At 34.0% G+C, this 20331-nt stretch carries 21 protein-coding genes; 16 read left to right on the forward strand and 5 right to left on the reverse strand.

Features of this window, described 5'->3' with window-relative positions; genetic code table 11:
* Positions 1 to 6 precede the first annotated feature (6 nt).
* Positions 7 to 1296: an AAA family ATPase gene (locus tag QLQ95_RS23695; RefSeq protein ID WP_482501962.1), complete on the reverse strand. Its 1290-nt coding sequence runs from the start codon at positions 1294 to 1296 to the stop codon at positions 7 to 9.
* Positions 1297 to 1505: 209 nt separating this feature from the next.
* Between QLQ95_RS23695 and QLQ95_RS23700 the strand changes: the two genes are divergently transcribed.
* The 3 genes from QLQ95_RS23700 to QLQ95_RS23710 all read left to right on the forward strand — a co-directional run bounded on the left by QLQ95_RS23700 (position 1506) and on the right by QLQ95_RS23710 (position 2853).
* On the forward strand, positions 1506 to 1775 hold the full coding sequence (locus tag QLQ95_RS23700) for a hypothetical protein (protein ID WP_428239243.1): 270 nt from the start codon (positions 1506 to 1508) through the stop codon (positions 1773 to 1775).
* Between the two features lie 74 nt (positions 1776 to 1849).
* Positions 1850 to 2023: a hypothetical protein gene (locus QLQ95_RS23705; RefSeq protein WP_167519871.1), complete on the forward strand. Its 174-nt coding sequence runs from the start codon at positions 1850 to 1852 to the stop codon at positions 2021 to 2023.
* 125 nt (positions 2024 to 2148) lie between these two features.
* Positions 2149 to 2853 carry a toll/interleukin-1 receptor domain-containing protein gene (locus tag QLQ95_RS23710; RefSeq protein WP_428239242.1) on the forward strand — a complete coding sequence of 235 codons (705 nt, stop codon included), beginning with the start codon at positions 2149 to 2151 and terminating at the stop codon, positions 2851 to 2853.
* A 188-nt stretch (positions 2854 to 3041) separates the two neighbouring features.
* Here QLQ95_RS23710 and QLQ95_RS23715 read toward each other — a convergent pair whose 3' ends face one another.
* The 3 genes from QLQ95_RS23715 to QLQ95_RS23725 all read right to left on the reverse strand — a co-directional run bounded on the left by QLQ95_RS23715 (position 3042) and on the right by QLQ95_RS23725 (position 4969).
* Positions 3042 to 3275, reverse strand: a complete 234-nt coding sequence (locus QLQ95_RS23715) for a hypothetical protein (RefSeq protein ID WP_066034210.1) — start codon at positions 3273 to 3275, stop codon at positions 3042 to 3044.
* 217 nt (positions 3276 to 3492) lie between these two features.
* Entirely contained in the window at positions 3493 to 3843 is a 351-nt protein-coding gene (locus tag QLQ95_RS23720; protein ID WP_482501963.1) for a hypothetical protein, read from the reverse strand.
* 577 nt (positions 3844 to 4420) lie between these two features.
* On the reverse strand, positions 4421 to 4969 hold the full coding sequence (locus QLQ95_RS23725; RefSeq protein WP_482501964.1) for a type 1 glutamine amidotransferase domain-containing protein: 549 nt from the start codon (positions 4967 to 4969) through the stop codon (positions 4421 to 4423).
* A gap of 460 nt (positions 4970 to 5429) precedes the next feature.
* Here QLQ95_RS23725 and QLQ95_RS23730 point away from each other — a divergent pair, with 460 nt between their 5' ends.
* From QLQ95_RS23730 to QLQ95_RS23775, 10 genes are all read left to right on the forward strand, one after another.
* Positions 5430 to 6107, forward strand: coding sequence for a response regulator transcription factor (locus tag QLQ95_RS23730; RefSeq protein ID WP_095931593.1), 678 nt, complete (start codon positions 5430 to 5432; stop codon positions 6105 to 6107).
* Positions 6104 to 7462 (forward strand): sensor histidine kinase, encoded by a 1359-nt coding sequence (locus QLQ95_RS23735; protein WP_482501965.1) that lies wholly within the window; start codon positions 6104 to 6106, stop codon positions 7460 to 7462. The genes QLQ95_RS23730 and QLQ95_RS23735 overlap by 4 nt, the downstream gene beginning before the upstream one ends.
* 97 nt (positions 7463 to 7559) lie before the next feature.
* Positions 7560 to 8846 (forward strand): TolC family protein, encoded by a 1287-nt coding sequence (locus tag QLQ95_RS23740; protein ID WP_482501966.1) that lies wholly within the window; start codon positions 7560 to 7562, stop codon positions 8844 to 8846.
* Between the two features lie 25 nt (positions 8847 to 8871).
* Positions 8872 to 9960: an efflux RND transporter periplasmic adaptor subunit gene (locus QLQ95_RS23745; RefSeq protein ID WP_482501967.1), complete on the forward strand. Its 1089-nt coding sequence runs from the start codon at positions 8872 to 8874 to the stop codon at positions 9958 to 9960.
* 33 nt (positions 9961 to 9993) lie between these two features.
* Entirely contained in the window at positions 9994 to 13098 is a 3105-nt protein-coding gene (locus tag QLQ95_RS23750) for an efflux RND transporter permease subunit (protein ID WP_482501968.1), read from the forward strand.
* A 198-nt stretch (positions 13099 to 13296) separates the two neighbouring features.
* Entirely contained in the window at positions 13297 to 13719 is a 423-nt protein-coding gene (locus QLQ95_RS23755; RefSeq protein ID WP_482501969.1) for a hypothetical protein, read from the forward strand.
* 284 nt (positions 13720 to 14003) lie between these two features.
* A complete protein-coding gene (locus QLQ95_RS23760; protein WP_141248179.1) occupies positions 14004 to 14339 on the forward strand; it encodes a hypothetical protein in 336 nt (111 codons plus the stop codon).
* A gap of 73 nt (positions 14340 to 14412) precedes the next feature.
* Positions 14413 to 15207: a helix-turn-helix domain-containing protein gene (locus QLQ95_RS23765; protein ID WP_482501970.1), complete on the forward strand. Its 795-nt coding sequence runs from the start codon at positions 14413 to 14415 to the stop codon at positions 15205 to 15207.
* 302 nt (positions 15208 to 15509) lie between these two features.
* Positions 15510 to 15932, forward strand: coding sequence for a DoxX family protein (locus QLQ95_RS23770; protein ID WP_482501971.1), 423 nt, complete (start codon positions 15510 to 15512; stop codon positions 15930 to 15932).
* Positions 15933 to 15952: 20 nt separating this feature from the next.
* Positions 15953 to 16297 (forward strand): cupin domain-containing protein, encoded by a 345-nt coding sequence (locus QLQ95_RS23775; RefSeq protein ID WP_482501972.1) that lies wholly within the window; start codon positions 15953 to 15955, stop codon positions 16295 to 16297.
* Between the two features lie 82 nt (positions 16298 to 16379).
* On the opposite strand, the gene QLQ95_RS23780 is transcribed toward QLQ95_RS23775, so the two are convergent.
* Positions 16380 to 16814: a cupin domain-containing protein gene (locus QLQ95_RS23780; RefSeq protein ID WP_320495846.1), complete on the reverse strand. Its 435-nt coding sequence runs from the start codon at positions 16812 to 16814 to the stop codon at positions 16380 to 16382.
* A 188-nt stretch (positions 16815 to 17002) separates the two neighbouring features.
* On the opposite strand from QLQ95_RS23780, the gene QLQ95_RS23785 reads away from it, so the two are divergent.
* The 3 genes from QLQ95_RS23785 to QLQ95_RS23795 all read left to right on the forward strand — a co-directional run bounded on the left by QLQ95_RS23785 (position 17003) and on the right by QLQ95_RS23795 (position 20322).
* Positions 17003 to 17929: an SMP-30/gluconolactonase/LRE family protein gene (locus QLQ95_RS23785; RefSeq protein WP_482501973.1), complete on the forward strand. Its 927-nt coding sequence runs from the start codon at positions 17003 to 17005 to the stop codon at positions 17927 to 17929.
* A gap of 332 nt (positions 17930 to 18261) precedes the next feature.
* Positions 18262 to 18855, forward strand: a complete 594-nt coding sequence (locus tag QLQ95_RS23790; protein ID WP_068842436.1) for a TetR/AcrR family transcriptional regulator — start codon at positions 18262 to 18264, stop codon at positions 18853 to 18855.
* 249 nt (positions 18856 to 19104) lie between these two features.
* Complete coding sequence (locus tag QLQ95_RS23795) at positions 19105 to 20322, forward strand: efflux RND transporter periplasmic adaptor subunit (RefSeq protein ID WP_320494672.1); 1218 nt, start codon at positions 19105 to 19107, stop codon at positions 20320 to 20322.
* Positions 20323 to 20331 lie beyond the last annotated feature (9 nt).

Genomic DNA, 20331 nt, shown 5'->3' on the forward strand with positions numbered 1-20331 from the left:
ATGGAATTATTCATCTAAATTTAAACCTAATTGATTATTAACCTTTAAGTCTATTGAAACTCCATCATATTTGCCTGACAAATAATCCTTTTCAAATGATGCATCTTTTCTAACTTTCTTTTCAAATAAACTTTCTAATCTTGTAATTCCATATTTATTTTTACCTGCGATAATAATTTGGTCTCTTCTGAACAGCTTATTTGTAGAATTTATAAAAGTAGAATTATGCGATGCTATAATTAGCTGAGCATTATAAGGATTATTTTCGGAAGAATTAAAAAGTTTTATTATTGCTTTACACAATTCTGGATGAAGTCTAGAATCAAATTCATCAATTATCAATAATGTCCCCTTAGTCAAAGCTTCGATTATTGGTCCTGACAAAGCAAAAAACTTCCTTGTCCCCAAAGATTCCTCTGAGTTTAAATCAAAGAACTCTTCACTTTTAATTTCATTGTTCTGATCATAAACATAATGTTTGGTACTTACAATATCATTTTCAGGATTTTTCTTTAATATGATTTTAAGTAATTCTTTAGGAATATCAGATTTACCGATAAGATCCTGAGTCGATACCTTTTTAACTTTCACTTCATTAAATCCTAGGTTAGCGCTCCTTAAAAGATTGTTTACCATAACATTAAACTTACTATCATTAAGCATCTTAATAGTATATTCACCCGAGTTATGGTCGTTAATTCCTGATATAATATTAATATCTCTCATTTCTTTAGTCAACATAGTTGACAATGAATCATTAAACTGTGCACAAACTGATAAAAAAAGAGCATTTTCTCTAGTAATCGGAACCAACTTTAATGTTTCAATATCAAATTTTTTACCGAGTTGAATTTCTTGCAATTTTCTATCAAACAGGGGATACTCTTTGTTTTTTGTTTGATAGTATAAATATTCTGAATGGATTTTTTCTCTATCCACTTCAAAGCCATACCTATATTTTTTATTATCAATTATAAACTCTATTTCAAAAAAACTTGGTTTATCAATAGTTTCAGTTGACAACTTAAATCTTTCAACAGAAATCTCGTCACCTGAGGTTGATTCTTTTGATGAGCTTAAAATAAGCCACCTCATAAATGAAAGAGCTCTAAATAAATTACTTTTTCCACTAGAATTCGCGCCATAAACAATTAAGCTTTTTAAAAGACTTAAATCATTTATAGGAGACTGAAAAATATTATCATTTCTATACTCAGTTAATGAGGTAGCAGATAAGTTTATTGATGTATTTTCCTTAAAAGACAAAAAATTACATACAGAGAATTTTACGAGCATTTTTATGTATAAATATATGTATTCAATGCAAAAATACAAAAATATGAGAGATATACGTATGAAATAGTAAAAAATACTTTTTTATTTGAAAAATATTTTCTAATTTTGTACGACATTATCTCATAAACATCAAAAAAATAAATTAAAACAGCACAAAAACAGAACAAATAATCGATAAAAACGTATAATTAACCGATAAAAAACAACATATGGCTTCACTATTAACTTATGACATCACCAGTAAACACGCAGAATTCAAAAAAGAAATGTTCGAATTAGGCTATTTAGATCAAATTTCAGGAAACACCTGTAAAATTATTTACTTTCCCAATACATCACTTTATCATCCTAATAATACTTCAGAGAGAGCACGTATAGATGCAGAATTAATCTGTACTAGACTAAGAATAAATTTAGAAAGATGTGTAGCTACTGTGTGGGATAATTGGTCTGCAATCTGTGGAGAACCTTTCAAATAAGCTTACATTATTCTCGTCAAATCCTTTATGTCGTGAAGTTAAAGGAACATTGTTTAACTCTAAATTGAAAAAAGATGGCAACAAATCCACCTAAAGACAATTCAAGAAAAGGAGCTGTAAAAGACAGAACTCAAGTTTTAAATCCCAAAACAGGATTGTGGACTAAAAGAGATTCTGAAACTGGACAATTTATGGATGTAAAAACCTCCAGCCCTACTCCTTTTAAAGGCGTTACCAAAGAAAAATAACACCAACAAAATCAATGAAGAAGGTTAAAAAGCCTTCTTCATTAACCCAGAATTAAACAATTAACCAAAAAGAAAAAAAATCTACAATTTTTAAAAATTTAAAACTAATCAAAATTATATTTAATATGTCAAGATGTACAGCACCAGTTCATGGTCATCGCACAGCAAGTGCAAGAGAAAACTGCCCAGCATGCGGAGGCAGAGGTAGCTATCGTAGTTATAATTCTTATTCGTCTTATTCTTCATCATCAAACAGCTCGTCTGGTCGTAGCAGTAGCAGTAGCAGTGGACAGTATAAAACTAAAGCCCGTTGGTCTTCAGCTGGATCTACAATCCTATACACACCAGCAGAGATACGAACACTTACACCTGTACGTGAAAACATTGAGAAACGTTCTGATTTACCAGACTTGCGAGATGTTTTTCTTTGTCACGCTTGGGATGATCGAAAAGACGCAGCTAAAGAATTACACGATTTATTAGAATTAAAAGGTGTTTCTGTTTGGTTTAGTGAAAAAGATGTTTTGTTAGGTTCATCTTTGCTCCGTGAAATCGACAAAGGATTGGCAAAATCTCGAGTTGGAATTGTCTTAGTTACTCCTTCGTTTCTTAAACGCATTAAAGGTGAAGGAATTGCTGACAAGGAACTTTCTGCTCTCTTAGCTCGTGATTTACTTGTTCCTATAGTTCACAATACAACTTTTGATGATTTACGTGAAGTAAGTCCTTTACTTGGCTCAAGAAGTGGTTTAAATACTATCGATGATTCAATGATAGATATTGCTGCTAAGTTAGCGGAATTAGTAACCCCTGAAGTTATATTAAATTAAGAAAGATTGAATTCATACCAATCCTCTTCTGTAGAATAAATTTTTATTCTTGTGTCAAAAAAATTTAAATCTGTAATTATCTCAAATTTCTTTTTAGAGCGAGTTTCTTGCCCGCTAGCAAAAGCAACAAGAGAAAAATAAAAAACCTCGACCATAAAAAAAGTCGAGGTTTTTTTGTTTTATAAACTTTATTCCTCACTCAAATAAGGATTCAAAATCTCCGCCAATTCATTGAGCCAATAATAATTGTCTTCAAAATTGGTTAGTCCAATTTGGAGGGTTTCGTGTTGTCGCATTACGCCGAGAGCTAAAATGCAATTTACTTGTCTTAAGATTTTAGCCATATCTTCTGGATCTATAATATGGTTAAAAAAATCAATCAGCCTTGTTTCGGCTTCTTTGGAAAGGGTGTTTGAATTCATAATGTCGTAGTATTAGGAATATAAAACCCTTGCATCTTAGTGTTCCTAATGCCTACGACAGCATTTACGGTCGTTTCCGATACCGTACACATAATACAAGGGCAAGTCTTGTTCAAATCTAAAGTCGTAATTATAGGAACTTCAAATGTAAGAAAACTTTTTAAAAAAGTAAGAAAAATATTATTTTAAAATAGTTTTAAAAAAATAATTAAAATCTCTAACCATATATAAGAGAATAATCACGCCATGCTTCAAAAATCGTTGTAAAATGAAGAGTTGGTATAATAAGATCAGGTTCGATAGCATTATCATTTTGCCAAGCTCTTGCATCTTTGTATATTTTTGTTTCCAAAATATTAATATCAGCAAAATATTGACTTTCTGTAATTTCCCCACCTCTTTCTATTTCTCCATTTATAACGGTATAAATATGTTCGTCTAAAAATTTCTGAACTTCCTCTAATTCCTTATAGTCATTTATGTAAGCTGTTAACCATGTGTATTTAGTATTAATCATTTTACCCCACATGATATAGAATTGTACTTCATAGTCGCCGAGTATGTCCATAGTTTTAGATTAAAATATACTACAAATATAAATTAAATATAAAATCTTATTTTTTACAAAAGAGAGAAAGTCGAAAAATGAAATATTGTAGTAATGTCTATTGCGTTCGTTAGTTGCTACACTTGAGCGCTAGCAAGGGGAAATCTATATTTCAGGAGGTATTTAAATTCCTCAATCTAAATCGCCAATCTTTGTCGAGCTACTTGCGAAGATTTCTCCCTTCGGTCGAAATGACAAACTAGATGGAAACACGGGGGATTCACACTAGCAAAGGGAAAAAAAATCACGAGAAACTCCAAAATCATTTTAAAACATAGCCTCTGGTTTCAACCAGAGGAACGCAAAGATCGATCCTCAATTAATTAAAAGAATCAATTGCCTCCAGCTTTAGCTGGAGGTATAAATAAGAATCATAGTAAGGCTTTAGCCAAAATGCGCATTTTGACTAAAGCCTTATTACTATTGAACCTTTTAATCCCCTAGTTAAAACTAGGGGCTATTCAACAAAAAAAAATGCAGGACCAAAATATGATTCTGCATTTTTATAATTTGATAAATCTAAATAGAAATTTCTTTTTTAGACTCTCTGGCGCTCATGTATTCCTTCTTTAATTTCTTCCACCATTTTTTTATTAAAAGCGGGCAAATCATTTGGGTTTCGGCTGGTTACTAATCCGTTGTCTACGACTACTTCTGAGTCTTCCCATTGTGCTCCGGCATTTTTCAAATCGTTTTTAATAGAGAAAAACGAAGTTACTTTTCGACCTTCTAAAACGTCAGCATCTACCAGAATTTGAGGTCCGTGGCAAATAGCGGCTACTGGTTTTTTACTTTCAAAAAAGGAACGTACAAAATTTACTGCTGCTTCTTCTCTTCTCAATAAATCAGGATTAATTACTCCTCCTGGAATAACCAAAGCATCGTAATCTGCTTCATTTGCCTGATCTAATACGACATCAACATTATATTCTTTGCTCCAATTTCCGTCTTTCCAAGATTTGATCGTTCCAGATTTCAAACTGACGATATCTGCATTCCAACCTTGCTCTTCCAGATAGGCTTTAGGTGATGCTAATTCTGATTCTTCAAATCCGTTCGTTGCTAATATGGCGATATTCTTTTTCATAATTATACTATTTAAAATGTTATTAATTTTGATTTAAGTTAAAATTAGTTATTTCAAACCCCCAGTAGAAATAGACGCTGTTAAAGCTTTCTTTAATAAAAGTTAATTAATTGGAAATCAAATTTTTATTAAAAATTAAACTAAAATTATGTAAGATTCAAGTAGATTTGGTTTACTATTTTATACCGTGTTTTTGTCATTTCGACGTAAGGAGAAATAACAGTAGAAACTCCGCAAAGTATTTCCAATCTTTGTCGATATACGCGTGTGATTTCTCCCTTCAGTCGAAATGACAAATAATGCGTTTACAATTAAAAACTTCAATAACTTACCCGCACTTATAGGATTCAAAAAAAAATAATTGCTATTTTTGATAATCCTATTTTTTTGAAAACAACTTATCAGATGATTAAAACATTTCCGTTTTAGTCAAAACAGCAACCATTATAATATACCATTTATGAATGTTTTACTCATTGAAGATGATAAACGCATTAGCGAATTTATAGTAAAAGGTTTGGAGGAAAACAACTTTACTGTGCATCTGGCCGAAACGGGCGAGATTGCCAGGGACCTCATTCAGCAGGATATTTGGGATATTATTTTAATGGATATTATGCTTCCAGGAATTGACGGGATTCAGTTGGTGAAACTAATGCGTTTCAAAAAAAATCATACGCCAGTTTTAATGTTAAGTGCTTTGAGCGATACCGACGATAAAGTAAATGCATTAGATTCTGGTGCCGATGATTATTTGGTAAAACCGTTTCATTTTAAGGAATTAATTTCGAGAGTTAATGCGCTTACTCGAAGAACAAAATTTAATTATGACAAAGAAGAAACCTTATATACTCTTGGAAGTTTGACTATAAATCCAGCGGAACATAAGGTTACAGAAAACCATAAACTAATCGATTTATCACCAAGAGAATATAAACTGCTGTTGTATTTATTAGAAAACAGAAACAAAGTAATTCCGAGAACGCAAATATTAAACGCTGTATGGGGCATTAATTACGATAACAACACCAATGTTGTCGATGTTTATATTTCTTATTTACGAAACAAAATTGAGCAAAACCATAAATTTATCCATACCATAAAAGGAACAGGATATATGCTTAAAGAAGAGTCATGAAAATACGCAATAGATTTACCCTAATATCATCTCTTACGTTTAGCGTTGTCTTTGTCATTGCTTCCTTTATCACGTATTTTTCTTTCTACAGCTATTCGGAAAAGATTGTATATAACGAACTTCAAAAAACATGTTTACTGACGGGGATTTTCTATCTCGAAAAAGACGAACTGCCCGAAAATCAGCATTTGTTAATTGGTCAGCAATTCAGGGAAAATTCGCTGGAAATCATTACGCGTGTATACGACAATAAAAATCAGATTGTATATGGCGATAAAACGATCGACAACAATATCAATGCTGAAAGACTAGATTATATTCGGAAAAACAGAAAGCTTAGTTTCAAATCTAAACATCATTTTTATTTCGGAAGCTATTACCATGACAATCAAGGTGATTTTGTGGTTTTCGTAAAGAAAAATGACGTCGAGTTTAAAACCATGACCGACAGATTGCAAATCATTATGATAATGGTTTTAATCATCGGATTGATTACGATTTATATTGTGAGTCGTGTGCTTTCTAATCTCGCTTACAGTCCTATAAAAAACATTATTGATCAGGTAAACGAAATTCAGGCTTCGTCACTCGATCGTCAGATTGTTTCTCCAAATTCCAAAGATGATATTCAGGAGTTAGTAGAAACATATAATAATTTATTTACCCGTTTATCGGATACTTTTATCATTCAAAAAAACTTTATCAATTATGTTTCGCATGAGTTTAAAACGCCTTTAACGGCCATTTCTGGAAACTTAGAAGTGTTTGCCCAAAAAGACAGATCGAGTGCCGAATACAAAGAAATGTCTCAAAAAGTATTAGAAAATGTCTATCAGATCGAAGACACCATGAATACTTTGATGATGCTTTCTGGCTTGCGAAACAATACAGAACTCAACGAAATTTTCAGAGTTGATGAATTGGTTTGGGACATTAACGATCAATTGCCTGCTATTTACGATCTAAAAAATGCTCCGATACAAATCGTTTTGGAAGTGGCAAATGATAAACTCCTTTCGATAAAAGGAAATAGCAACGAAATCAAAATCGCTTTATACAACATTATAGAAAATGCCGTAAAATATTCTAACGGAAACCCTATAAAAATAAGTCTGCTGGAGCAGAACAATCAGCTTAAAATAGTCATTGAGGACCGCGGAACCGGAATTAGCGAAGACGACTTAACTTTCATTAAACAAACCTTTTACAGAGGCAAAAATGTAAAAGATATAAAAGGAAGCGGTGTCGGACTTTCACTATCCAATATTATTTTCAAACAAAACAATATCGACTTTAATATTGTATCCAAAAAAGACCAAGGAACAACGGTAACGCTACTATTTCTGCGACTCTAATCGTTTTCTAATGTTGCTCTAACCGTCTTATAACACACCTCAAATTAAGGGCTAATATGTCGCCAATAACTTTGCGACATCATTAAAACTACTTAATTTGAAACGTTTACTTTTAACCTTACTCGTTATTGTATCGCACAAAGGTATGGCGCAGATTGCTGCCATAAACGATACAATTGTGCTGTCCAGAACACAGGCCGAGGCTTTGTTTTTGGAAAAGAATATTTCTCTTATTTCCGAAAAACTGAACATCGATATTGCCGATGCACAAGTGATTCAGGCAAAATTATGGCCCAACCCTACGCTGACTATCGGCGAAATCAATCTTTGGAACAATGCGACTGCACAGCAATTGCCTCCGTTATGGGGAAATTTTGGAAAAACTTCACAAGTCAATGCAGAACTGGAACAACTGATTCAAACAGCCGGAAAACGCAAAAAGATGATTGCGATGGAAAAAGTGGGTGTTGACATCGCCAAAGAATATTTCAAAACTTTTTTACGTAATCTGAAAATCGAATTCAGAAGCAATCTTACCGAACTGCAATACAATCAAGCACAAGAAGCGATTTATAAAAAACAGCTTTCATCGATGCAAACTTTACTGAAAGCTTACGGAAATCAGGTCAGACAAGGAAATGTGGGCAAAGGCGAATACTTTAGGCTAAAAGCAACTGAACTTCAATTCTTAAAAGAAATAGCCGATTTGCAAAAGGAAAATAATTCGTTGCAGAAAGAGCTTAAGGTTTTAATGAATCTTCCGCCAACAAATTATATCAAACTTACCGATGAAGGTTTTGTTCCTGATAACAAAAACATAGACAACATAAACTTAGGCAATCTGATGGCTTCGGCTGTAGAAAACCGACCTGATATGAAAGTGCTTAAGCTCGGAAACGATTATAACAACAACAAGTACAAATACGAAAAAGCCATGCGAACACCAGATGTTACACTTGGTGTGAGTTATGACCGTGGAGCGAGTTTAATGAATGATTTTGTGGGAGTTGGTTTCTCTCTTGATCTTCCGTTTTTTAATCGAAACCAAGGAAATATAAAAGCTGCAAAACTGGCTTTTGATCAGGGAAAATTATTGGCAGAAGAGAAAACCATCAGTATACAATCTGAAGTACTGCAATCTTATGAAGATTTATTGGTTACCAAAAAACTGTACGACAGCGTTGAAGCTGATTATGAAGGAGATTTGGATAAACTTTTGGAAGCATATCGCAAAAACTTCCTTCAAAAAAATACCAGCATGCTCGAATATCTTGATTTTGTTGATGCTTATCTAGATAACAAATCAATCCTGCTGAATTCTAAAATGGACCTGAATAAAAATCTGGAAGAACTGCGCTATATCTCAGGTCAGGAAATCAACTAAATCTAATTTTCAAAAACAAAAACAAATGAAGAAATATATTGTACTCCCACTATTGGGGTTAATGCTCGTTTACGGATGTGGCAAAAAAGAAGAAGTTAAAGAAACGAAAGAAGAAAAGTTTTGCATCGATAAAGATTTAAAAGAAAAAATCACCATCGAACCAATTCAAAAACGTTCTGTGAGCGAATCTATAAACCTTACGGGAAACATTACTTATAACGGCGATCATGTTGTTCAGTTTAATAGCCTTGTAGAAGGAATTATTACCAAAACCACTTTTTCATTGGGCGATTATGTTCGAAAAGGACAAGTTTTGGCCGAGATAAAAAGTACCGAATTAAACAGCATGCAGTCTGAAAGCAAATCGCTTCAATCGCAGATCACTGTTGCACAACGCAATTTGCAAGCTGCAAAGTCAATGTTTGAAGATGGAATTTCATCACAAAAAGATTTACTGCAAGCCCAAAGCGAACTAGATGTTTTAAAATCTTCCCTTGAAAATGTAAGAGCCAATCTAGCCATGTTTAGCGCTAGCAGCGAAAGATCTGTTTTTCTAATTAAAGCGCCGACAGAAGGTTATATAGTAGACAAAAACATAAGTCCAGGAATGCAGATTACAGACGGCAGTGAACCGCTTTTTACGATTTCTGACTTAAAAGAAATCTGGGTTTTGGTAAATGTATATACGAGTAATTTAAAAAATGTTTCCGAAAATATGCCTGTAGATGTTACAACACCAGCATATCCCGGAGAAATTTTTAAAGGAAAAATAAAAATGATGTCCAAAGTTTTTGATGCCGACGAACATGTTTTGAAAGCCAGAATTGTAATGGAAAACAAAAACCTGAAACTTAAACCAGGAATGACTGCAGATATCACAATCGACAAAAGTCTTGGCGGAGATATGCTAGAAGCTGTTCCTGCAAAAGCGGTGATTTTTGACAACAACCGTAATCATATTTTAATTTATAAAAACGATTGTACGATAGAAACTAGAGAAATTAATCCAGTTATTAAAAACAACAACTGGGTTTATTTTAAAGACGGAGTTAACGAAGGCGAAATGGTGATCACCAAAAATCAGCTTTTGATTCACGAAAGATTAAAAAACTAATTATCCCCAAAACGGATAAATACAATACAAGACATGAAAAAATTTGTACAAGGATTAGTTGCTTTCTCGCTAAAAAACTCGCTCATCGTTTTTTTCCTGACAGCCATATTACTAGTCGCCGGTATCGTGAGTTATATTCACACACCAATTGAAGCCTTTCCCGATGTAACCAATACAAGGGCAAGAATTATTACACAATGGCCGGGAAGAAGTGCCGAAGAAGTGGAGAAATTCATCACACTTCCTATTTCCAAACAAATGAATACGATTCCGAAAAAAGCCGAAGTACGTTCTATTTCGCTTTTCGGTTTATCGGTTGTAACCGTATTATTTGATGATGGCGTTGAAGATTTTTACGCACAGCAATACGCCTCAAACCGTATGGGCGGACTCGATCTTCCCGAAGGAGCAGATGCAGAAATCGATCCGCCTTCTGGTGCAACGGGTGAGATCTTTAGATATGTTATTAAAAGTGATTTGCCTATCAAAGAAATTCAGGCCATTCAGGATTGGGTTATTGAGAGAGAATTGGTTGCCGTTCCCGGAGTTGCCGATGTGGTAAGTTTTGGTGGTGAAGAAAAAATGTTCGAAATCAAAATTAATCCAACACAGTTAGAAAATTACAATCTTTCGGCTTTAGATGTTTACGAAGCCGTTTCGAAAAGTAATATCAATGTGGGCGGAGATGTTATTCAGCGTGGCGATCAGGCTTATGTTGTTCGTGGCGTTGGATTAATCAATAAAGTCGAAGATATTGGCAATATTTTAATTGAAACCAAAGGCGGAGCTCCCGTTTTAGTAAAACACGTAGCCGAAGTTTCGATCTCAGCAAAACCAAGATTAGGACAAGTCGGTTTAGATGAAAATGATGATGTTGTTGAAGGAATTGTCGTAATGCTTCGCGGAGAAAATCCGGGTGAAGTGATCAAAAGACTTAAAGAACGTTTGACCGAACTGAACGAAAGAGTTTTACCCGATAATGTAAAAATAGTTCCATTTATCGATCGTACCGAATTGGTGAATACAACCGTAAAAACGGTTACTAAAAACCTTGTTGAAGGTATTTTACTGGTATCGCTAATCGTGTTTATTTTCCTTTACAACTGGAGAACTTCGCTGATTGTGGCATCTGTAATTCCGCTTTCATTTTTGTTTGCTATTGTAATGCTGAGAATTCAGGGATTGCCTGCCAATTTAATTTCGATGGGAGCTTTAGACTTTGGATTACTGCTCGAAGGAACGCTCGTTATTGTCGAACAAGTCTTTGTTTCCCTCGAAAAGAAAGCGCATAAAGTGGGTATGGAACGCTTTAACAGCATGAGTAAAATGGGATTGATCAAGAAAAGTGTGGGCAGTGTTGCCACGTATATTTTCTTTGCCTTAATCATTTTGATTGTGGCCTTGATGCCTATTTTCTCTTTCACGAAAGTAGAAGGAAAAATGTTCTCTCCCCTAGCCTTTACACTAAGTTATGCGCTATTAGGATCATTGCTTTTATCGCTTACCTACGTTCCTGCAATGTGTAAAGTCATGCTGACCAAAAACATTGTAGAGAAAGAAAATATGATTTCGCGTTTCTTTAGAGAAAACCTTTTTAAACTGTTTCAATGGAGTACCAAACATCGTAAAGCTACTTTCTATGCCTTTTTAGCTTTATTAGCAGTTTGCTGTGCAAAGTTTGCTTTTTACGGATCAGAGTTTATACCGAAACTGAATGAAGGTGCTATTTATGTAAGAGCGACATTGCCAAATAGTATCAATCTTGATGAATCGGTTCGATTGACTAAGGAAATGAAAGCCAAGATTAGGAAGTTTGAAGAAGTAAAATTTATATTGACACAAACCGGAAGACCAAACGACGGAACAGATCCAACAGGATTTTTTAATATCGAATTCCATATCGAATTAAAACATAAAGACGAATGGAAACACGATATTTCTAAAGAAGAATTAATAGCCGAAATCAAAAAAGTACTCGATGTATATCCTGGAATTGCCTTTGGTTTCAGTCAGCCAATTCAGGATAATGTGGAAGAATATGTTGCAGGAGTTAAAAGTCCGCTCGCGATTAAGATTTTTGGAAGTGATCTTTTTCAATTGGAAGAAATGGCTGCAAAAGTCGCCAACTCGATTAAAGACGTAAAAGGAATTGAAGATATTAATGTCTACAAAAACATTGGATTGCCCGAGTTAAGAATTCAGCTTGACGACGAAAAAATGGCGCGTTACGCAGTTACCACTGCCGATGCGCAAGCCGTAATTAGAATGACAATTGGCGGACAAGCAGCAACCAAATTTTATGACGACGAAAAGATATTTGATATCACCTTACGTTTTGAAAAAGAATATCGTGATTCTAAAGAAAAAATTGAAGGCATTCTTATTCCGACCTTAAATGGTAAAAAAGTGCCTTTAAAAGAAATTGCAACGGTAGATTATAAAACAGGTCCGACCTTTATTTATCGCGAAGGAAACAGCCGTTACATCGCCGTAGGATTTAGTATTGAAGGACGAGACCTTGGGAGTACGATTGATGAAGCACAGAAAAAAGTTGCTGCCGAAGTCAAACTTCCTAAGGAAAATGTCATGAAATGGGCAGGAGAATTTGAGAGTAAAGAAAGAGCAACCAAACAATTGGCAATGATTATTCCTGTGGTTTTGGTTTTAATTTTATGCCTGCTGTATTTCAACTTTGGTAATTTCAAAGACACCATGATTGCTGTAACTGCAATGCCTTATGCCTTTATTGGCGGATTCCTGTCGCTTTGGGTAACGGGAACCGTCTTCGGAATCTCAGCGGGAATTGGATTTATTATTCTCTTTGGGGTGAGCGCGATCGACAGTATTGTCCTCATTGGAATGATTAGGGAAAATATGCGAAACGGAATGCATTTAAGAGATGCTATTTCAGAAGGAATTCACAGCAGAATTCGTCCTATTGTGATGATTGCCCTTATGGGATCATTAGGATTATTACCTGCTGCGTTATCCACCGGAATGGGTTCTGAAGTGCAAAAACCACTAGCTATTATGATCGTGGGCGGATTAATAACCTGTATGATTTTATCGCTTACTGTTTTACCGCAAGTATTCTATTGGTTTTACCGCAAAAAAGATCCAAGTAACACAGCATCTTAATCTTACTTCTATATAAATTGAAAAAGCACCTTTAGACATTTGGTTTATAAGGTGCTTTTATTGAAATACAACGCATCGTAAAAAGACCCTAAAATGATACAATTAAAACTTTTAAGGGCGCATTATTTAAAAAACACATTTTAAAAACATCAATTAAGTGATTTAAAACCATAGTATTCTTTTTTAAATTTTCTTTTTATGAAACAGAAATCTGACCATAAAGAAGCTGGCGAAATAACAGAAACGGAGTTACTCCATCATGTCAGACTTAGTATCAATCCGAAATTTCAGGATTGGGTTTTGTTTAAAAACGGAACGTATATCATTTTTGAACAAGCAAATGAAATTTCCAATTTAGAGCGTAAAGCACTAAAATTGATAAAAGAGTTTGGTCCCGTTTACACAGAACGATCAGAAGATTTTGATGTCACCGATTTAAAAAATACCGAAGGCTGGATTGTTTCTGGACATGGATACGGAATGTATACGTATGTAAGTCCACAAGAAATGAAATCTAAAAAACCAGATACAATAACCATTGGTTTATCAGGTCGAGGAAAAAGAGATTTAGACGGCAGAAATCCTATTATTATTCATATTAATAGACAAAATTGTCAGTAAAGAGATTATGAAAGATGATGTTGTAAACGAATGACTTTTATTATATTTTCTTTTTGGCAGATTACAAATTACTTTACACATTCTTAGAAATATCACATTCTATTTTTTTTGCAATTTACTCAAGGACAGCACCTCATTGGTTTCTGTCCTTTTTATTTGCTTTTTTTGAAAACTACTCTTTTTATTCAAAACTTTTAACTTTTAAAAAAACTTTTTAGAATACTATTAGTAAAATGTGTAATTTTAATTTTACTGTTTCAAAGACAAATCAAATTCCAACTCTTATGCCACTAACAAAAAAAATCACAGAGTTAACGTCCAAAAAATACAACACGAATATTACTATTATGGGGGACTATGAGGACAGCAACAATACTTCGATTCTCGACAATGACAATGGGACAATCTTAGTCGTTTCAGATAGAGACCAATTCTATTTTAGAGACCAGCAGCGTAATCTCTGGCTGTCAGTTCTAGATTCATTTCATATAGATGGAACACAACATCATCCAGAGCTTGGAGATTCCTATACACTTAATCACGGAGTACAATACAGTTTTACCACAAAAGAGACAATTGTAGAAATGGCTTCTAATTATTTTGAAAGGCACGCAGATTGATATTACGAAAGAAGTAAAATAAATTCTCAAAATACTATTTTAGCTATCGGGATTGCGATTAAATAAAAAATAAATGATTGATATAAAGACGTTTGAACAGGCAGAAGATTTAAAACATCCTCGGCGTGTATTAAAATATGTCCTTCTTTTTTGTACATCTGGCGAAATAGCGCTTTCGGTAGATGAAAACGAATATCTAATCACAAAAAATTCGGTCTTAACGATAACGTCTGGTCAAATTCATTTCATAAAAAACAGCAGCAACGCAACCGGATTTGTTCTCGAATTTACCTATGATTTTTTCTGCAAAAATGATAACGACATCGAGCTCATTTTCCACAACAGTTTGTTCTGCCATTTTGCAATGAATGAAGTGATAAAAGTAGATGACGACAAATTGGTTGTCGATGCTTTACAGCTTATTCAGCAGGAAATTGCCCAAAAACCGTATCAATACCTCATCTCTATTCATTCTAGAATTCAATTGATTTTAATCGAAATCAACCGTTCTAAAATAAAATTGGGAGAAGAAATCTACAAACCAGACGCTCTGTTTCTCCATTTTCTGGAAGCTATTCGAGGGAATTTTGATAAAAATCTTTCGGTAAATGAAATCGCCAATTTAATCGGCACAACCGAAGCCAAACTAAACGAACTCTCTAAACTGTATTGCAATAAAACTGCACAAAATATCATTTTTGGACTGATAATTTCTGAAGCAAAACGTTTGTTTACTTATGAGAAATTATCGGTAAAAGAAACCGCTTATGCTTTAGGTTTTAATGATCCTTTCTATTTTTCAAACTTCTTTAAAAAACACACAAATATTTCTCCTAAATCTTATAAGGAGAAAGTAGTGCAAGTGTAGCCATTTTCCAAGCTTTTTCCTTTCATTGCGAAAATTGCTCGCAGAGTCGCAAAGTTTTTTCTCATTTTTATGTCATTTCGACGAAGGAGAAATCTTCGTGAGAAGCTCTACAAAGATTGGCTTTTAGAGACGGAGCCACTTGCGAAGATTTCTCCTTCGTCGAAATGACAAATAGTGCGTTATAGTAGTCAAAAGACTTTTTGACTTAAAGCATAATTACATGCTTTTTCCAAGATTCTCTATTCTTTAAAAAGAGCTGCTGCCTGATCTTTGTATCTGATTAATTACTAATAAAATAGTTTATGAAAAGATATCAGGATTATGCCATTTTGCTTTTACGAATCGCAATGGCAATTGGATTTTTGTCTGCGGTTTCGAGTCGGTTGAGTTTGCTTGGAAAACAATCTTCGGGATGGGAAAATTTTCTGGCGTACGCCGAACAAGTAAATTCTTTTTTACCTAAAAGTTTTATTCCGTCAATTGCAATTATCAGCACTTTTCTTGAGACCTTATTTGCTGTTTTATTGCTGATTGGGTATCAGACTAGAAAAACTGCTCTTGGCGCTTCTGTATTAACTTTTCTATTTGCGCTGGCAATGACTTATTCTTTCGGAATAAAAGATCCTCTTGATTATTCTGTATTTGTCTTTTCTATGGGCGCTTTTCTCTTAGCAACCACCGACAAATACCGATGGAGTTTGGATGAATATCTTTTGAAAAATTAACTAATTAAATTTGAATATATATGGAAACTAAAATCACAAAAAGCAATGAATTAGAGTGGAAACCACTTCAAGAAGAAGGTGTAAAAACAGACGGAATTTATGCTAAAGTATTACGCTTTGATGTAGTTACTAACCGTCTACCTACTTTTCTTTTAAAATTTGAGCCCGGCGCGTCGTACCCAAATCACGTGCATCCCGCTGGCGAGGAAATTTATGTTCTAGAAGGCAAAGTACGCTCTGGAAAAGACGAATTAAAAGCTGGCGATTATTTGTACATGCCTCCAGGAAGCACACATTCTGTATTTTCTAGAACTGGCTGTACGCTTTTGTTTATGATTCCTGAAGAAGTTGTGGTATTGAAGTAAATAAAATATTCAATAGCCTCCCGAACAGCTGCGTAAGGTCAGAGACATTTGCGCAGCTCTTACAAGACATTACAAAAGATTTTTACCTCAAATCCTTTTTAATGACCAAATATTTCAAATCTGTTTTCCCTGCATTACTAATTCCGTGCTCAGCATTTGGCGGACAATAGAAACTAGTATTTGGACCAGCTGTAACGGTTTTTCCGTCCAAAAAGAATTCGGCGGTTCCTTCTAAGATATAGAAAAATTCTTCTTCAGGATGATGATGTGGCGCGTGCGTCGATTTTCCTGGCTCGACAATGCTCATTTTCAAAGTATTTTCCTGAGTAAAATCTTTATTAGCAAACCAATATTGATAACCTACTTTCGTTTTGGTGGCTTTGTTTATATCAAAATGATTGACACAGTTTTCTATTGTGTATTGTGGTGCTGTAGTTTCTTTTTTGATTTCCTGAGAAAAAGTCTGCTGGAAAAATAAAACTGCAATTGTGGTTTTTAGGATAGTTAGCGTTTTCATTTTTTTGTTGTAATGTTACGAAAATGCTTTTGATAAATTGAGATTAAAATAAAATTCTAATTTTTGTCTTTAAAATCATATTCTCCAAAAAATTTTCAACTATGGGCAAATTTGCTCCCGACTTTGCAGAATATCAAAAATAAAAATTACTTTTAAAAACGCTTCAAAAGCAACTTTTAAATCTATTTATGATGAACCCATTCCAACTTAAAATAAAATCATACTTTTTAATTCTTATTACTTTAACTTTTACAAATTTTATATACGCTCAGACATCAAAAGAAAAAAGTCATTCCATAATAGCAAAAGGCGCAGTTCTCACAAAACTATCAAATCAATTCAGTTTTACAGAAGGACCTGCTTCGGATAAAAAAGGAAATATTTATTTTACGGATCAGCCTAATAATAGAATTATGAAATGGTCGGTTAATGGTAAACTTTCTGTTTTTATGGAAAATGCAGGAAGAGCTAATGGTTTGTATTTTGATCACATAGGCAATCTTTTGGCTTGCGCCGATGAAAAAAATGAACTTTGGAAAATAGACAAAAACAAAAATTATACTGTATTGATAAACAACTTTGAAGGAAAAAGACTGAATGGTCCTAATGATCTTTGGGTTGACCCAAAAGGCGGTATCTATTTCACCGACCCTTTTTACCAAAGGGATTACTGGACACATACCTCCAAAGAAATAGAGAAAGAATGCGTTTACTATTTATCTCCAGATAAATCCAAAATTATAAACGTTGAGAATAATCTTGTAAAACCAAATGGAATTATTGGAAGTTCGGATGGAAAAACCTTATACGTAGCAGATATAGGAGCAAATAAAACGTACTCTTATACAATCGAAAGTAATGGCTCCTTAGGTAAAAAAACGCTGTTTACTGAATCAGGTTCAGATGGAATGACTATAGACGAATCGGGAAATATTTACTTATGCGGAAACGGGGTTACCATATTCAACCCGCAAGGAGAAAAAATATCTCATATTGATATTCCTGAACCTTGGACAGCTAATGTTTGTTTTGGAGGAAAAAAATTCAAAACATTATTTATTACTGCCAGTAAAAGTATTTATAAGATAGAAATGAACGTTCGAGGAATGAAATAATTGATAAATCATCGATTTTATTATCGATTTTTCACAAAGTTTGACAAAGTTCTAATGAAAAAATTTATGTTCTCTCCTAGCCCCGATCGAAATGGCATCTTTTTGTGGTGGGGTTCACCACAAAAAATATAATGTAGAGCGGGACAAAACGTTCTTAAAAACGAAAAATGTCCTGCTTCTAAAAAATATTAAAAGTGAAAACCTCAATAAATTCAAGGCTTCCTAATCCATCTATGGAACAATAAGAAAATATTATGATAAAAATATTTTGAAATTCAAAAATCCGCCATACATTTGCCTAACAGTGTTAAACGATTTAATACTTGAATACAATGGCTAGCAAAGATCGAATTTTAAGACAAAAAGAAGAGACAAGGAATAATATCCTTGGCGCTGCTTATGATATCGTAAAAGAAGAAGGCTGGAATGGTTTGAGTATGCGTAAAATTGCCGACAGAATCGAATATACTGCTCCTATTATTTATGAATATTTCTCAAATAAAGAAGCAATTTTAGAAGAACTGACTGGCAAAGGCTTTATCAAACTGACAAAAGAATTGCAAATTGCAATTGATAAGTTTGAAAAACCCGAAGATCAATTAGAAGCCATGTGGATGACTTACTGGGACTTCGCTTTTACTAATACTGAAATGTATCAACTGATGTTTGGTGTTCAAATGACTTGTTGCGCACAGCGATGTTCGGCTCAAGAGGGACCTTACAAATTATTCACTCAGGTTATTGCTGAAGTAATGAAAGACAGCAATCCGAGTCAAGATATCATTAAACAAAAATATTTTACTTTCTTTTCTGTTATTCATGGTTTAATCGCCATCAACATCATTAACAAAAGCGATATTTTAGAAACAATAAATGCTCAGATTTTGAAGGATGCCATTGGTGGTATCATAAAATCTATACAATAAAAAATTTTCCAATTTTACTTAACAGTGTAAAATGATTTAAACGGGATAACATAAAATCCTTTTTTTTTATAACTTTCGCTTAACACTGTTAGAAAATTTAATAAAGGTAATAAAAGCTCTTTTTTTAGACTTTTACTTAACATCGTTAGATAATTTAATACTGATTTTGTAATAGAATTGGAAAGGCTTACTGTATGGAAATTTGCGCACTTTTACTTAACAATGTTAGATAATTTAATTCAATTAAATATGAATCCCGAGAATGCCAGAATGCCCAAAGAATTAATCCGAGAAAATGTTCAACCAATTAAAACCACTATGAAAATGAAAAATGTAATTATAACCAGTTTTATTCTGGCCTTAGTATTAAGCAGCTGTGGCGACAAAAATCAAGCGCCTACTGCTCCACCTCCACCGGTTTTACCAGTTTTAGCAATCACAAGTGCCAATACCACTACTGATGCTGAATATCCTGCTTCTATACAAGGAACTGTTGATGTTGAGATTCGTCCTCAAGTAAGCGGAAACCTAGACAGAATTTTTGTTGACGAAGGTGCTTATGTAAGTAAAGGACAAACTTTATTTAAAATCAATGAGCGTCCGTTTCGCGAGCAGTTAAACAATGCTTTAGCAAGTCTTCACGCAGCAGAAGCGGCTTTAATCAACGCTAATTTAGAAGTTGACAAATTGACTCCGCTAGTGCAAAACAAAGTAGTTTCTGATTATCAATTAAAAACAGCTAAAGCTTCACAAAAAATTGCTTCTGCCAATATCGAACAGGCAAAAGCAATGGTAGGTTCTGCTAAAATCAATTTAGGATATACCAACGTAACTGCTCCTGTAAGCGGCTACATAGGAAGACTGCCTAAAAAACAAGGAAGTTTAGTTTCTGCTTCTGATGTTGAGGCTTTAACAACTTTATCAGACGTTCACGAAGTATTTGCTTATTTCTCTTTAGGCGAAACTGATTTCATCAACTTTAAAGAGCAATATAAAGGAAGTTCTCTTGGTGATAAAATCAAAAAATTACCTCCAGTGACTTTGATTTTAGCTGATAACAACGCTTATCCTCAAACCGGAAAAATTGATATGGTTGACGGTCAGTTTGATAAAACTACAGGAGCCATCACAATTAGAGCAACTTTCCCAAATGCAAACGGAACGTTACGTTCTGGAAACACAGGAAGAATCCGTTTAGGATTAAACCATGACGATGCGATTTTAGTACCGCAGTCAGCTACAGTTGAAATGCAAGACAAAGTATTTGTTTTCACTGTAGGCAAAGACAACAAAGTGACTAAAATGCCAATCATTGTTGTGGGTAAAAGCGGTACCAATTATTTAATTAAAGAAGGTGTAAAAACCGGCGACCAAATCGTGTTAAGCGGTATTGACAAACTTCAGGACGGGCAAGCGATTCAGCCTGAAAAATCAACTAAAGTTGCCGAAGTAACTAACAAAAAATAATCAGAAGAA

This window comes from Flavobacterium sp. B330r (assembly GCF_056824325.1).